The following is a 15,420-nucleotide window of genomic DNA, read 5'->3' on the forward strand; positions in this document are numbered from 1 at the left end:
CTTTTGTTCCCTTGATAGTCTGCCTGTTAGGCGGCTATCGGGGAACTTTATATGGTATAATTTGAGCATTTGTCACAAAGCTATTACCATCAAATTAGCCCCTGTATTTTATCATTTAGCCCCCTTTGCGTTACTTTATTTTGGCCTTATTTGCAACATACCTGCTTTATTCAGTTTAAAGCATTGAATATTCCATTTGTAAGGGTGATATATCATATTATTATGCTCATCTATATGCTAAAAACAAATCTATTGTCCATTCTACTGGTTACTACTATTTTCCCTGCTGTGGTAAATGCTCAATCAAAAAACAACGGTTACAAACTGGTATGGAGCGACGAGTTTAACACGCCCGGTGCTCCCAATCCTAAAAACTGGACCTATGAAAAAGGATTTGTAAGAAATAATGAACTACAATGGTACATCACCCAGGAAAATGCCGTTTGTAAAAACGGAAAACTAATTATTGAAGCCCGGCGCGATACAACCGCTAATCCTAATTATGAACAAGGTTCAAAAGACTGGCGTAAAGCAAGGTCTACTAAAGGATATACCTCGGCCAGTTTAAAAACATCGGGACTACAATCATGGCAATATGGCCGCTTTGAAATGAAAGCCAGGATCGATACCGCCGTTGGCTTATGGCCTGCCTTCTGGACTTTAGGTGTAAACGGCCAATGGCCCTCATGCGGCGAAATTGACATTATGGAGTATTACCAGGAGAAAATTTTGGCCAATATAGCCTGCGGCACCTTAACCCGCTACAAGGCCAAGTGGTTCAGCAATACCAAACAAATTTCAAGCTTTGCCGATAAACAGTGGAGCAGCAAATTCCATGTATGGCGAATGGATTGGGATGAGCAGCAAATAAGCCTCTTTGTTGACGACCTTTTGCTCACCAAAGTATCGTTAGATGAGCTAAATAATGCTAACGGGAATCCGCCCAATCCTTTCAAGCAGCCACATTATATTTTAATTAACCTGGCCTTAGGTGGAGATAATGGCGGCGACCCGTCGAAAACCAGTTTCCCCAGAAAGTACGAGATTGATTACGTACGCGTGTACCAAAAAATACAAAAAAATTAAGCTGAGAATGATATTTAAGTTGGGAAAACCTTTGACTCAAAGCAATAAGTAGTGAAGTTTTCATCTTACCATCGCCATATGCGGCTGCCCAACTTAAATCAAACTGACACCTTTTTCCCCTTCCCATCTAACTAATAAAAAAGATTGCATGAAACATCTACCCTATAAAGCTGCAGTTATAACAACATTTTTAACCATAACTATATCAAGCTTATGCGCAGCGCAAAAAAAAGCTAATTCCACGCAATCGGCTCAAGAGGTTGTGAATATCATACATAAAGTAAACCGTTACTGGCAGGCCGGGCACCCCGAACATGGTCGTCCGTTTTGGGATAACGCCGTTTACCATACGGGCAACATGGAAGCCTATAAACTAACTAAAGATAAAGCCTACCTGAACTACTCTATTGCCTGGGCCGAACATAATGAATGGAAAGGCGCAAAATCAAACGACCGCAGCAAATGGCTCAGTAATTATGGCGAAACGGATCAGCATGTATTGTTTGGCGACTGGCAAATATGCTTTCAAACCTATGCCGATCTTTACAACTTAGCACCGCAGTCCATTAAAATTAAACGCGCCCGCGAGGTGATGGAATACCAAATGCAAACCCCAAAAAACGATTACTGGTTTTGGGTTGATGCCTTGTACATGGTTATGCCCACCATGACCAAACTTTATAATATAACCCGTAACCCGCTGTATCTCGAAAAAATGCACAACTATGTACAATCAACTGATAGTGTGATGTACGATAGCAATGAAAACCTGTATTACAGAGATAAGAAGTATTTATATCCTCAACACAAAACCAATAATGGCCGCAAAGATTTTTGGGCACGTGGCGATGGCTGGGCACTTGCTGCTTATGCCAAAGTATTAGCCGAATTACCAAAAACTGATAAACACCGCGCCGGATATGTAGATAAATTTAAAAAAATGGCTAAAGCTGTAGCAGCCTGCCAACAGCCCGAAGGTTACTGGACACGAAGCATGTTTGACCCACAGCAAGCCCCCGGCCCCGAAACCAGTGGCACCGCACTATTTTCCTATGGCATTTTATGGGGAATAAACAACGGACTACTCGATAGGGCAACTTATGAACCTGTTGTAAAAAAATCGTGGAAGTATCTTAGTACGGTTGCCCTGCAACCCGATGGTAAAGTAGGCTACATTCAACCCATTGGCGAAAAAGCCATACCGGGGCAAATAGTTGATGCAAACTCAACCTATAATTTTGGTGTAGGCGTTTATTTGCTGGCAGCTTGCGAGGAGGTGAAATTTTTGAAAAAGCGTAAATAATTAAACATAAAAAAGAGTTGCTCTAAACTTATGTATGGCGGTGTGCCATTCAATACGTTTAAAACAACTCTTTTCAGTTGATAAAATTATTTGAGTTTAACCTCTTAAATAACCATTCAATTATTTATTGGGGTATATCATCTCAATTTTTCCATCAGGGGTGTGGTTAAGCTCAGTTACCTTAACATTACGCAAATGAGTTTTGCCCGACAGTTGAGTGTCGTGATAAAAAATGTACCATTTGCCTTTAATCTCAATAATAGAATGGTGCGTTGTCCAGCCCTCTACCGGTTGCATAAAAGTACCGGCATAAACAAACGGACCTATAGGTTTGTCACCTATGGCATAGGCAAGTAAATGGGTATCACCGGTTGAATAAGTAAAGAAATATTTGCCGTTAAACTTGTGCATCCACGATCCCTCAAAAAAACGGCGATTATGGTCTTTTCCCAAAATTGGTTTGCCAGCACTGTCAATAATTGCAGCATCTTTAACCGCTCCGTCAAACTCTTTCATGTTTGGTTTAAGCTTGGCTACTTTACAATTCAGGGCGGGTGCATCATCCCGTTGTAAATCGGTTTTCGAACCATTGGCATCATATTTACCCTCTTTCCAGCGTTGTAGCTGACCACCCCATATACCGCCAAAATACATATAAGTGCTGCCGTCATCATCGGTAAACACAGCTGGGTCAATACTAAAGCTGCCCGGTATAGGTTTAGGCTCGGCTTTAAAAGGCCCCGCAGGGTTTTTAGAAGTAGCCACCCCTATTGCAAAAACATCGTTTTTATCTTTTAATGGAAAATACAGGTAATAGGTACCATCTTTAAAAGCCACATCAGGTGCCCATAGCTGACGACCGGCCCACGGAATATCTTTAATATCAAGCGCCACGCCATGATCGGTTACCTTGCCGCCAATACTATCCATCGACAGGATGTGATAATCCCGCATATTAAAATGGTCCCCGTTATCATTCTCTTTTATACCCGATTCTACGTCGTGCGAGGGATAGATATAAATTTTTCCATTAAATACATGAGCTGATGGATCGGCCGTGTAAATAGAGCTGATCAACGGCTGCGAAAGATATTCCTTTTTGCCGCTATCCACTTTACTTTCGGTTTCGCTATTAACTTGCTTAGCGCTTTTTTGCTGACACGATGATACAAATGCGGCCATGGTTACTGTAGCCAGCATCAACTTTCCGGATGTTTTTAATATCATAAAATATAGGTTTTTAAGTGGTTTAATCTGATTTTTACAATCGATTGCAATATATACATATCTTTGCTATGTTTACAACAATTACTAACCAGTATTATGCATAAATTTTTCAAGGCCCTCCCCTGCCTGCTCATTTGCCATTCGTTGGCAGTGGCACAGGTACGTTTACCACAGCTAATAAGCGATGGTATGGTTTTACAGCGTAATAAACCCATTAACTTATGGGGATGGGCGCAAACCGGCGAGAAAGTAACCCTGAAATTTGCCGGTAAAACCTACCGCACCATTACCGGTACTGATGGCAAGTGGACCATACAAGCCAAGGCCCTGAAAGCAGGCGGTCCGTACACGCTCACTATTAATGCAAGTAACCACATAACGCTGAACGATATTTTAATTGGCGATGTATGGTTTTGCTCCGGCCAATCAAATATGGCATTGCTCGTGAGCCGGGTAAAGGAGCGTTTCCCTGATGAAATTAAATCAGCTGATTATCCTCAGATACGTAATTTCTTTATTCCAACGGTATCTGACGTAAGCAAAATATATGATGACCTCCCGCCGGGAAAATGGTTAGCGGCAACACCGCAGCAGGTATTATCATTTGGGGCTACCTCATGGTTTTTTGCTAAAAAAATTTATCAAAAGTACCGGGTGCCTATTGGCATTATAAACTCCAGCGTGGGTGGCACACCGGCACAAGCCTGGATAAGCGATGATGGAATTAAACAAATTCCGGCGTATGCATCCCGGCTTGAGCAATTACACAACACCCGTTATTTGGATAGTATTAAAAGCATTAAGCCCCCTGAAAATCCTAACCCGGTTACCTCAAAAACTGATGAAGGGCTTAACGGCGCATTACCCTGGTTTGATGTAAACTATAAACCTGAAAACTGGAAGCCCTTTTGGCTACCCGGATATTGGGCCGACCAGGGCATCAGGAATTTAAATGGCATAGTATGGTTCAGAAAAGAAGTTGATATACCGGCAGAGTTAGCGCAAAAACCGGCTACCTTGTTTGTAGGCCGAATTATTGATGCCGATGAAACCTATATAAATGGCAAAAAGGTTGGCAATATTACATATCAATACCCGCCCCGCATTTATCCTTTGCCGCAGGATAAAAAACTCCTGCATGCGGGCAAAAATGTGATAACGGTACGTGTAATCAATTACTCGGGTAAGGGTGGCTTTGTGCCCGATAAAACATATGCTTTAGCCTTTGGCAAAGATACTATTGACCTGCGCGGCAATTGGCAGTATAAAGTTGGACAGGCATTTACCCCGGCTTACAGCAACTACAAACCGTTTTCGGCACAGGATGAGCCTACCGGCTTATACAACACCATGGTTGCCCCGGCAATTAATTATGGCATAAAAGGCTTTGTATGGTACCAGGGCGAAACAAATGCCGGCAAACCACAGGAATATGACTTACTGCTAAAAACATTAATTACCAACTGGCGCAGTAAATGGAAAGATGATAAACTGCCGTTTATATACGCTCAACTACCTAACTTTATGGAGGAGCAATACCTGCCCTCAAGCAGCCAATGGGCCGAAATGCGCGAAGCACAGGCAAAAGCGCTTAGCATGCCCGCCACCGGCATGGCCGTAACCATTGATGCCGGCGAATGGAATGATATACATCCGCTCGATAAAAAAACAGTAGGCGAACGCCTTGCCATTGCTGCAGAGAAAGTAGCATACGGCGAACAAAAAATTGTCAGCTCTGGCCCTATCCTGCTTTCATCAAAAATTAACGACCGCGAGATCATACTTACTTTTAGCAATACGGGCAGTGGCCTGGTAGCTAAAGGCGGTGGCAAGCTCAGGTATTTTGCTATTGCCGGTGATGATAAAAGATTTATTTGGGCCGATGCACGCATTGAGGGCAATACGGTAATTGTATCTAACGATAAAATTATCCAGCCCAAATTTGTACGTTATGCATGGGCCGATAACCCTGATGGAGCTAACCTTTACAATATAGAGGGTTTGCCTGCATCACCATTCCGTACTGATGGTTTATAATCAAATTAACTTATCGAAATAAAAACTGCCAGGTCTCTGCCTCCAAAAGCCTACGGTCCGGCAGTTAGCTTTAAAGCGTACCCAATACTATAAACTTCAATTATGAAGAAGATACTTAACTGTCTTGCAGCATTAATCATCACGCTTATAGCAGCATCACATAGCAATGCCCAGAATAGCAACACATATATATCTGCTAAAAAGGTACCGGGTACTTTCCCTTTGGCGGCGGCGGGCAGGGTGGCTCCGCTTTGGGTAAGTAATGCCGACTATCCGGGTGTTATACGTGCTGTAAAAGATTTACAGACTGATGTTAAGGCAGTTACTCAATCCTCTCCGCAATTGCTCAGCAATGCATCGGGTTCAAAACAGGTTGTAATTATTGGCACCATTGGCAAAAGCCCGGTTATTGATCAGCTTATTAAAAACAAAAAACTGAATGTAAGCGGTATTGCAGGTAAATGGGAAACATTTTTGTTGCAAACAGTTCAACACCCCATGCCGGGTGTTGAACAAGCACTTGTTATAGCCGGTAGCGATAAACGCGGAACTATTTATGGTATTTATGATCTTTCGGCGCAAATTGGAGTATCGCCCTGGTATTGGTGGGCTGATGTACCGGCTAAGCAACAAAAGAATCTACACGTATTGCCCGGACGCCATACCATGGGCGAACCGGCCGTAAAATACCGCGGTATATTTATTAATGATGAAGCGCCGGCATTTTCGGGGTGGACCAAGGAGAAATTCGGAGGTTTTAACAGCAAAATGTACGCTAAAATGTTCGAGCTTATTCTTCGCCTGAAAGGCAATTACCTTTGGCCTGCTATGTGGGGAAATGCCTTTAATACCGACGATCCGGCAAACCGTGCCACTGCCGATGAATATGGTATTGTAATGGGCACATCGCACCATGAGCCCATGGACCGCGCCCAGCAGGAATGGAAACAATTTGGCAAAGGCGACTGGAACTACAATACTAATGGCGAGGTTTTACGCGATTTTTGGCGTAAAGGCATCGAAGGCATGGGCAATGCCGAGACCTTGGTAACCATAGGCATGCGCGGCGACGGGGACATGGCCATGGAACAGGGCACCAATATTTCCCTGCTTGAAAAAATTGTAGCCGACCAGCGCAAAATCATAGCAGATGTAACCCAAAAGCCAGCCGAACAAACACCCCAGGTTTGGGCCCTGTACAAAGAAGTACAGGATTATTACGATAAAGGTATGCGCGTACCCGATGATGTAACCCTGCTGCTGTGCGACGATAACTGGGGCAACATACGCAAACTGCCCCAACCGGGCGAAAAGCCACGCAAAGGCGGCTTTGGTATTTACTACCACTTTGATTACGTGGGCGGTCCGCGAAATTATAAATGGTTAAATACCAACCCAATTGCTAAGGTATGGGAGCAAATGCACCTGGCCTATGAGCACAACGCACGCCAGTTATGGATAGTAAACGTTGGCGATTTAAAACCAATGGAATTTCCCATTTCATTTTTTTTAGATTATGCCTGGAACCCCGAAAAGCTGCCGGCCAACTGTTTACAGGAATATACCCGGCAATGGGCTGCGCAACAATTTGGCGAAAAGCACTCGGTCGAGATTGCCAGTATGTTATCTCTCTATACCAAATACAATGGCCGGCGCAAGCCCGAATTATTAAATACTGATACGTACAGCCTAACCAATTACAGGGAATTTGAGCGCGTGGTTACTGATTACAATAACCTGAAAAAACAAGCGGAGAAGTTAAATGAGCAAATTCCTCAAACGTATAGGGATGCTTATTATCAATTGGTTTTACACCCCATACAGGCTTGTGCCAATCTTAACGAAATGTATTATGAAACTAACCTGAACCTCTGGTACGCTAACCAGGGCAGGGCGGCTGCTAATGATAAGGCTGCTAAAGTAAAAGCACTGTTTGCCCGTGATGCAGAAATTTCGAAATACTATAACACCCAATTAGCTAATGGCAAATGGAACCATATGATGGATCAAACCCACATCAGTTATACCTATTGGCAGCAACCACCAGTTAATAAGATACCCGATGTTAAAGAAATTAAAGTGCCCGAAAAAGCATTTATGTGCTTATCGGTAGAGGGTTCGGGTAACTGGTGGCCATTGTCGGCAACGCACCCTGCACTTCCGGCATTTAGCAAATACGGGCCAAAAAGCTATTACATAGAGATTTTTAATCGTGGTGCCCAACCATTTACTTTTAAAGCCACACCATCCGTACCATGGCTTAAAATTACGCCGGCACAAGGCACAGTTGATATGCAACAACGCATCGAAGTTTCGGTTGATTGGGCTAAAGCCCCGGCATCGGCCTGGAATGAAACTATCCGGCTTAAAGGATCGGAAGGTGGAGATATTACAGTAAAAGCACAGTCGGATAAAGCATTTGCCCAAGTCCCTACCCAGGGGTTTGTACAAAGTAATGGCTACATTGCCATTGATGCCCACCATTATAGCAAAGCCATCAGTTCATCAACCATTAAGTGGCTTAGCCTTCCCGATCATGGTCGTACCTCCTCGGCTGTAACACCAACGCCTGTTACCGCACCGCTCCAAACGCCGGGCGGTAATAGCCCGTATTTAGAGTATATGGTTAATTTGGCCGATACTGGATTGATAGAATTAAACGCTTACCTGTCTCCTACTATTGATTTCAGCGGTAGCAAAAAGCTGCAATATGCGGTATCCATCGACGATGAAAAACCACAAATTTTTCATCTGAATGCCGATTCATCACCCAGGGTATGGAACAAAGCCGTGTCGGAGAATATTATCATCCAAAAGTCTAAACATAATATTCAAAAGCCCGGAGTGCATACCGTAAAGTTTTGGATGGTTAGCCCCGCAGTGGTTCTACAGCGTATGATATTGAATATTAATAACGGTTTACAGCCTTCATATTTAGGTCCGCCAGAGAGCCAGAATTTATAAGGCTATATTTATGCTATGAAGAAATTTTTAAAGTAAAATAATCTGTTGATTGTAACAACACATTATTTTACCGGCCAATAAGGAGAATCGGTACGTGCAGTTGTAAGATAACTTTTAATTTTAGCTACAACAGCTACATTTTGAGCCGAAATATCATTGTCTTCATGAATGTCTTTTTCCAGATCGAATAATGATAATTTACCGGCTTTTATAATGGCTTTCCATTTGCCATAACGTACAGCTTGTGTAAAACCATCTTCAAAAAACTCCCAGTACAAAAAGCGGTCTTTGGCCACTTTTTGCTTGTTCAGTAAAAATGGCGACAGATTGGTACCGTCGGTTTTTATGGTAGATTTATAATTTGCCAGCCCTGCAAAAGTTGGCATTATATCGGCAAAATATCCGGGTACAGTAATGGTGCGGCCGCTGCCAACCAGTTTTTTGTTCCATACAATCATTGGTATGCGTATACCACCTTCTGTTAAATCGCGCTTATACCCTTGCAATGGGCCGCCCGAATCAAAGAATTGGGCAATAGCGGTAAGTGCGGGTGTAGGCTCTGAGCGCGGGCCATTATCCGAGCAAAATATTATGATCGTGTTTTTATCGAGCCCGTTATCGATCAAATACTTCTTAATACGCCCTACCGAATTATCAAGGTAACTTACCATGGCAGCATAAGTTTTGGGCCCTGCTGGCCAATCCTGCTTTTCGTAAATAGTATTTAAAGGCGCATCTAACGGAGAGTGTGGGTTAGAATGGTTCACCATTACAAAAAATGGTTTGTTATCGCCCTTATGCTTGTTCATGAATTTTATGGCATCATCAGTGATCAGCTCACTCACATAATATTCCTTTTTACCATTAAGATTTTGTGGTATATCAACAATGTTGCCGTTACGGTACCAGTGGCCGGGCCAGTAGGTGCTTGAATAGGTTTCGGGATAGGCAATAAGCCAGCCCGAAAAATCATGAAAGCCATGCTGTAACGGTGTGGCCAATGAATCAAAACCATCAACATGCCATTTGCCCATTAAGCCGGTTGTATATCCGGCTCTTTGCAACAGGGTGCCAATAGTGGCCTCTCCGGGCAGTAAATTAGCTCTGTAAACTATTTTGCCTGCTTTTCCACCCGGTTTTCCTCCGGTAATTGTCATATTGCCTCGGATGGTTGCATGCCCTGTGTTTAAGCCTGTAAGCAGCGAACCACGCGACGGTGAGCATACCGGCGCACCTGCATAAAAATCGGTTAGCTTTGCACCTTCACGGGCTAAAATATCAATGTTTGGCGTTTGAATTTTCTTTTGTCCATATACACCTACATCACCATAGCCTAAATCATCGGCCAATATAAATACGATGTTTGGCCTTTGTGCTTTTACGCTTAAAACAGCAAGCATGGCCATTATAAATACACCCGTTCTTTTCATTTAGTATGAGCTTAGCATTACCGGTTTACAGCAACCTGTGTTGCTTTGAAACATAGGTACGTTATAAATAACGGAATTAGTAAACATTTGTGCAAATGCTGATATGTAATTATTACATGCAATTATAGCTTTAATAATTATCCTCTTGCTTTCACGTACTATATGCCAATTAGGGCAGTTCTGCTTTTAAAGCATAAAAACCCGCAGGCCTGCCGGAGCAAGGCACTGCGGGTTGCAACCGCTACGTTACAGTTCTTTATCGGCCAATAATTTTGCGTCGCGGGTATTTTTTTGTACTGCAATAGCCGAAAACATGCTAAGGCAGAATGCCATGGCGTAAAAGCCTTTCTCGCTTCGGGCTATGCCGGCATTCCACAGGCCAATGGTTAATAATACCATCGATGCTATAGTGGCAAACCAACTTAGGCCGTAATAAAGGTCTGTTACAGCAAGTCCCTCGGCCCTGTCTCTAACGCTTTTTTGCACCGAGATTACTGCAAACAAGCCAAATAGTAATATGGTAAAATAATAACCCTTTTCGTTCAACTCCATAGTGGCATTCCACAAGCCTATACAATAGGCCACGGTACCGGTTAATAAGGCAAACCACGAGGCCCCTATAAATGCGCCTGTTGGTTTAAAAGGATTTCTACCTTTTTCACCGTATTGTACCATGTTTAAATTTTCGTCTGTTCTTTTTTGTAGCGGTTCCATAATATTTGTTTTTGTAATTATTATGCAAGCAAATGTCGGGTGCAAAACACAACTACAAAAGTTAGAATGCTGAGTTTACTGACGATATATTTAATACTTTTTGTATAATTATGCCTATAATATATAGCCCTATGGATTCATTATCGGAGCTAATCAATTTGCTTAAAACATCAGATAAAAAACAATTCAGGCAATTTCTGAAGCAGAAAAACAAACGAGCTGACGTAAAAAACCTGCAGTTACTAAAATTGATAGAATCTGACGATATAAGTAGCTTGGATAAGCTGTACAGCACCGATAAAAAAACTGATGCCTATTACGCTTTACGCAAAAGATTACAGGATAGTTTACTGCAGTATTTATCGCAAAAAACTTTTGAAGGCAGCCATTCAGATACTTATGATGCCCTTAGATTGGTGGTGGTAGGCCGTTTTTTATTAGAGAATGACACAGTTAAAACTGCTTTTAAATGTTTAGATAAGGCCGAACGCCTGGCTCAAAACCTGGAACAATTTAATTTATTGAATGAACTGCTGCTGCTGAAGTTACAATACGCACATTTGCCGGGTGCCGATAACCTGGACTCTTTAACCACGCGCTTTCAACAAAACCAGTTGAATATGCAGCGCGAGGCTAAACTAAATATAGCCTATGCGTTTTTACGCAAAGAGTTACAACAAATACAGCTGGAAGGAAAGGTTGTTAATTTAACAGCTTTGATCATTACCATTATCCGCAAATACAAAATTTCCGGGCAGGAGCTGATGACCTATAAATCGGTGTACCAAATTCTTTTTATAGCCAATGAGTATGCAGACATACAACAAAACTATGGCTTAATTGAGCGCTACATTAACCGCACAGATCAATTTATTAAAAGCCAAACACATCAACGATCTTATATTTTTTATCATATATATATTCTGTATTTTCTGGCTAATTTCCACCTAAGGCGAAAAACTTCATAAAGAGCGCATCTTATCTTAAAGAAATGATTGGTTTAATGGAAACCGACAGCCGTTACTATGCCCTGTTTTATTTGCGTCATAATTTGCTTTATGCACTCAATTTGTTTTTTACCGGCCTTGCCGATGATGCTATTGCGAGATTGCAAAAGTCGCTTTCGAATACAAAAAACACGACTAAACCTGAAGATGTTGAGGATTTAAGGATATGCCTGGCCATGTTTTTAGCTTTACGTAACGACCGGGGTAGTTTAAAGCAATTAACCTTGTTAACACGCACCGATGCCTGGTATGAAAAGAAAATGGGTATGTTATGGACTATCAGAAAAAACCTGATGGAAATATTGATACAGGCGCAATTTGATAACATTGAGCTTGCTACATCGCGCTTAAGCAGCTTCAGACGACGATATAAAAAATATCTGCAAAAAGCTTCGGAAGAACGTGTGCTGGTATTTCTCAGGCTGGTTGAAAAATATCTGCAGAAACCTGATGTTACCTATGACACGAACTACAGGGGCACCGTTTTAAACTTTTTGAATCAAGCTCAAAACAACGACATTTTTACACTAACCTTTATTGCCTGGCTAATGGCACGATGGGAGAAAAAAAACACTTATGAGGTTGTATTAAACCTGGTAAATCCTCAAAATTAATACTATTACCGATGCATACCAACTGTATATACTCCTAATTGTTGCAATACATCAAACCCTCATAAAACTGTAATAAATTTATAGTTCTATACATTAACCTTTTCAAGATTAACAGTGGCCGGCCCGGTTACAACATTTCCATCAATATCAAAACGGGCCCCATGGCATGGGCAGTCCCAGCTTTTTTCGGTAGTGTTCCATTTTACGGTACACCCCATGTGGGTGCAAACCGAACTTAAGGTATGCAGCTCACCTTGCTCATCCCGGTATGCGGCAACCTTTTTACCATCTAATTCAATAATCTTTCCAACACCGGTTTCAACATCATTTAAAGCCTTTATTTCTTCTGCCTTAAACCTGTCGGCCACAAAATGCCAGGCCACATCGGCATTCTCTTTCACAAATTCGGTAAAGCCATCAATAGGCTTAAATCTTTTAATGCTGAATAATTGCGACAGCGGATTAGCGTTACCCAAAATCAAATCGGCAAGTATGGCACCGGATACACTACCCAGCATCATACCGTTGCCATTAAAACCTGTTGCGCAATAAATACCATCGGCCCGGTCGGGCATTTCACCAACATATGGCAATCCATCAACAGGCACATAGTATTGTGACGACCAGCGATATTTTACCACATCAACATTGTAGTATTGGCGGGTGTACTCTTCCAAATCGGCAAAGGCGGCCTCTTCATCATCATGCCCTGTTTTATGATCGTTACCACCAATTATAAGCAGCTTTTGGCCATTAATAACGTGTGTGCGTACATAATGATAAGGCTCCTGCAAATCATAAACTAAAGCATCAGGGTATTTATCATCCTTTAATTTTACGCCAAAAACATAACTCCGGTAAGGTGCACAGCGCATGTTAAGCACGTTAATTCCGGGTGGCATATGGGTAGCGTAAATAATACTTTTAGCTTTAATGGATGTTTGGCCTGTTTTGGCCACATGCACTCCATCGCCTGATTCTACTTCATCAATTTTAGTATACTGGAGGATAATGCCTCCGGCTTTTAAGTACTCTTGAGCAAGTCTGTGTAAATATTTTATAGGTTCAAACTGTGCTTGTCCGTCAAATTTTAAGGCCTTTTGATAAGGCACATTAGTTGGAACATCCGATACATATTCAACAGGTACCTCAACACTAACCGCTCCTTTGTAAATATCATCAAGCTGTTTTACCTGCTCTTCATCCTCGGCATACAAATAGCCCGGAAGTATTTTAAAATCACAATCAATACGGTACTCCTCCACATTTTTACGGATGAGGTTTAAGCCTTCATTCACCGCATGAGCAAACTGCCGGGCTCCTTCTTTTCCAAAAGCGCTTTCGGCTTCGGTGTAGGTGGTATCAGCAAAGGTATTTATATGTGCGCTGGTGCCGCCGGTGGTGCCGTATCCAATGGTAAAGGCTTCGGCAACTAAGGTGGTTTTACCCGCCAGTTGCAACTTTAGCGCTGCGGTTATGCCGGTAATTCCGGCACCTACAATCAGGCAATCATATACCATGTTTTCATGGTGATGTATAACCGGTATTTTGCTCGTATGCTGCCACGGGCTAACCTGTTTTCCGTCGCGGTTAAGTTTTGAAACTACGTTTTTCATGTTGAATGTTTGTATGATGAATACAAAGCAAAACTTGCAAATGTTTCATCAATCAGAACTATTAGCTATTTTATTTTCTTTTTAATTAAAACATAAAACCATAAAATTAAATATCTGTTCAAACATTATACTTAAGGCAATTATCTAATTTTAATTATCTATGAAAGCAGCAGTATTTCACAAACCGGGCGACATTAGTGTTGATACGGTTGATGACCCGAAGATTGAGCATCCTAATGATGTAATTCTTAAAGTAACCTCAACGGCAATTTGCGGCTCCGACCTGCATATTCTAAGCGGCGGCGTTCCTCAGCCTAAAGATTTGGTTTTGGGGCACGAGTTTATGGGCATTGTTGAGGAAGTTGGCTCCAGTGTTACCAAACTTAAAAAAGGCGACCGCGTGGTTGTACCTTTTCCCATTTCGTGCGGGCATTGCTTTTTTTGTACGCACGGCGCATCGCCCCATTGCGAAAACTCAAACTATGAGCATTATGGACCCGATGGTGACCTGACCGATAAAAAGGGCGGCGCACTATATGGGTATACCGATTTATACGGCGGCTACTCGGGTGGCCAGGCCGAATATGTGCGTGTACCTTTTGCCGATGTCAGTCCGCGTATTGTACCCGATAACCTTACCGATGAGCAGGTACTTTTCCTTACCGATATATTTCCGACAGGTTGGTCGGCTATTGACTGGGCGCAGCTAAAAGGTGGCGAAACAGTAGCCATATTTGGCTCAGGGCCGGTAGGTTTAATGGCGCAAAAAGCAGCCTGGCTTAACGGCGCGGGCCGTGTGATTGCAATTGATGTGTTAGATTACCGCTTAGAGAAAGCTAAAGCCGTAAACCATGTAGAAACGCTGAACCCTCATAAAGTAGATGTGGTAGAAGCTATACGCCAGATGACCGGCGGTCGTGGTGCCGATGTTTGTGTAGATGCCGTGGGTTTTGAACCTGAACGGGGTATTATGGACAAAATTAAGTCGGCCGTAAACTTTGAGGTGGGCAGTATGAAAATATTAGACCTGTGCTTTGAATCAGTTCGCCGCAGCGGTACAGTAAGCATTGTGGGTGTGTATGGCTCTCCGTATGATAACTTCCCCATGTTCCGCATATTTGATAAAGGCATAACCATTAAGCAAGGCCAGGCGCCTGTGCTCAACTATATTGATCATTTAATTGATTTGGTTAAGGAAGAAAAAGTGGTGCTTGACGACATCATTAGCCACACCCTGCCTTTGAGCGAAGCCGCGAAGGGTTACGAAATGTTCCAGAAAAAAGAAGATGATTGTACTAAAGTGGTGTTAAAGCCCTGGGGATAAAACCATGCTCTTCTCTCTAAAAAGAGTTAGTAACTAAATTTAAAAACAGGCCTGCAAATCTATAGCCATTGGCCAATAGACTATTAGAGGCATAAAAA

The 15,420-nt window shown here is 42.4% G+C and carries 11 protein-coding genes; 7 read left to right on the forward strand and 4 right to left on the reverse strand.

Annotated features, from left to right (window positions below):
- The first annotated feature begins 234 nt into the window (after positions 1-234).
- The gene (locus tag QE417_RS06445) at positions 235-1,086 is read left to right on the forward strand and encodes a glycoside hydrolase family 16 protein (protein ID WP_311948501.1); all 852 of its coding nucleotides are present in this window, start codon (positions 235-237) and stop codon (positions 1,084-1,086) included.
- 148 nt (positions 1,087-1,234) lie between these two features.
- Entirely contained in the window at positions 1,235-2,389 is a 1,155-nt protein-coding gene (locus QE417_RS06450) for a glycoside hydrolase family 88/105 protein (RefSeq protein ID WP_311948503.1), read from the forward strand.
- 120 nt (positions 2,390-2,509) lie between these two features.
- On the opposite strand, the gene QE417_RS06455 is transcribed toward QE417_RS06450, so the two are convergent.
- Positions 2,510-3,616: a glycoside hydrolase family 43 protein gene (locus QE417_RS06455; protein ID WP_311948504.1), complete on the reverse strand. Its 1,107-nt coding sequence runs from the start codon at positions 3,614-3,616 to the stop codon at positions 2,510-2,512.
- Between the two features lie 96 nt (positions 3,617-3,712).
- Here QE417_RS06455 and QE417_RS06460 point away from each other — a divergent pair, with 96 nt between their 5' ends.
- Both QE417_RS06460 and QE417_RS06465 read left to right on the forward strand, forming a co-directional pair.
- Positions 3,713-5,653, forward strand: coding sequence for a sialate O-acetylesterase (locus tag QE417_RS06460; RefSeq protein WP_311948507.1), 1,941 nt, complete (start codon positions 3,713-3,715; stop codon positions 5,651-5,653).
- Between the two features lie 102 nt (positions 5,654-5,755).
- Positions 5,756-8,617, forward strand: coding sequence for a glycosyl hydrolase 115 family protein (locus QE417_RS06465; RefSeq protein WP_311948508.1), 2,862 nt, complete (start codon positions 5,756-5,758; stop codon positions 8,615-8,617).
- A gap of 62 nt (positions 8,618-8,679) precedes the next feature.
- Here QE417_RS06465 and QE417_RS06470 read toward each other — a convergent pair whose 3' ends face one another.
- Positions 8,680-10,047, reverse strand: a complete 1,368-nt coding sequence (locus tag QE417_RS06470; protein ID WP_311948510.1) for a sulfatase-like hydrolase/transferase — start codon at positions 10,045-10,047, stop codon at positions 8,680-8,682.
- A 246-nt stretch (positions 10,048-10,293) separates the two neighbouring features.
- Positions 10,294-10,761: an inner membrane protein YiaA gene (yiaA, locus tag QE417_RS06475; protein WP_311948513.1), complete on the reverse strand. Its 468-nt coding sequence runs from the start codon at positions 10,759-10,761 to the stop codon at positions 10,294-10,296.
- Positions 10,762-10,892: 131 nt separating this feature from the next.
- On the opposite strand from yiaA, the gene QE417_RS06480 reads away from it, so the two are divergent.
- Together QE417_RS06480 and QE417_RS06485 are read left to right on the forward strand one after the other, a co-directional pair.
- Positions 10,893-11,729: a hypothetical protein gene (locus tag QE417_RS06480; RefSeq protein ID WP_311948515.1), complete on the forward strand. Its 837-nt coding sequence runs from the start codon at positions 10,893-10,895 to the stop codon at positions 11,727-11,729.
- Between the two features lie 23 nt (positions 11,730-11,752).
- The gene (locus tag QE417_RS06485) at positions 11,753-12,382 is read left to right on the forward strand and encodes a hypothetical protein (protein WP_311948517.1); all 630 of its coding nucleotides are present in this window, start codon (positions 11,753-11,755) and stop codon (positions 12,380-12,382) included.
- Between the two features lie 86 nt (positions 12,383-12,468).
- Here QE417_RS06485 and QE417_RS06490 read toward each other — a convergent pair whose 3' ends face one another.
- A complete protein-coding gene (locus QE417_RS06490; protein WP_311948520.1) occupies positions 12,469-13,998 on the reverse strand; it encodes an FAD-dependent oxidoreductase in 1,530 nt (509 codons plus the stop codon).
- Positions 13,999-14,158: 160 nt separating this feature from the next.
- Between QE417_RS06490 and QE417_RS06495 the strand changes: the two genes are divergently transcribed.
- On the forward strand, positions 14,159-15,322 hold the full coding sequence (locus tag QE417_RS06495) for a zinc-dependent alcohol dehydrogenase (RefSeq protein ID WP_311948522.1): 1,164 nt from the start codon (positions 14,159-14,161) through the stop codon (positions 15,320-15,322).
- The last annotated feature ends 98 nt before the right edge of the window (positions 15,323-15,420 follow it).

Origin of the sequence: Mucilaginibacter terrae, from assembly GCF_031951985.1 — a bacterium.
Taxonomy (GTDB): domain Bacteria; phylum Bacteroidota; class Bacteroidia; order Sphingobacteriales; family Sphingobacteriaceae; genus Mucilaginibacter; species Mucilaginibacter terrae_A.

Coding starts and splice junctions, on each gene's coding strand:
- QE417_RS06445 (WP_311948501.1), top strand. CDS start 235: ATGCTAAAAACAAATCTATTGTCCATTCTACTGGTTACTACTATTTTC.
- QE417_RS06450 (WP_311948503.1), top strand. CDS start 1,235: ATGAAACATCTACCCTATAAAGCTGCAGTTATAACAACATTTTTAACC.
- QE417_RS06455 (WP_311948504.1), bottom strand. CDS start 3,616: ATGATATTAAAAACATCCGGAAAGTTGATGCTGGCTACAGTAACCATG.
- QE417_RS06460 (WP_311948507.1), top strand. CDS start 3,713: ATGCATAAATTTTTCAAGGCCCTCCCCTGCCTGCTCATTTGCCATTCG.
- QE417_RS06465 (WP_311948508.1), top strand. CDS start 5,756: ATGAAGAAGATACTTAACTGTCTTGCAGCATTAATCATCACGCTTATA.
- QE417_RS06470 (WP_311948510.1), bottom strand. CDS start 10,047: ATGAAAAGAACGGGTGTATTTATAATGGCCATGCTTGCTGTTTTAAGC.
- yiaA (WP_311948513.1), bottom strand. CDS start 10,761: ATGGAACCGCTACAAAAAAGAACAGACGAAAATTTAAACATGGTACAA.
- QE417_RS06480 (WP_311948515.1), top strand. CDS start 10,893: ATGGATTCATTATCGGAGCTAATCAATTTGCTTAAAACATCAGATAAA.
- QE417_RS06485 (WP_311948517.1), top strand. CDS start 11,753: ATGATTGGTTTAATGGAAACCGACAGCCGTTACTATGCCCTGTTTTAT.
- QE417_RS06490 (WP_311948520.1), bottom strand. CDS start 13,998: ATGAAAAACGTAGTTTCAAAACTTAACCGCGACGGAAAACAGGTTAGC.
- QE417_RS06495 (WP_311948522.1), top strand. CDS start 14,159: ATGAAAGCAGCAGTATTTCACAAACCGGGCGACATTAGTGTTGATACG.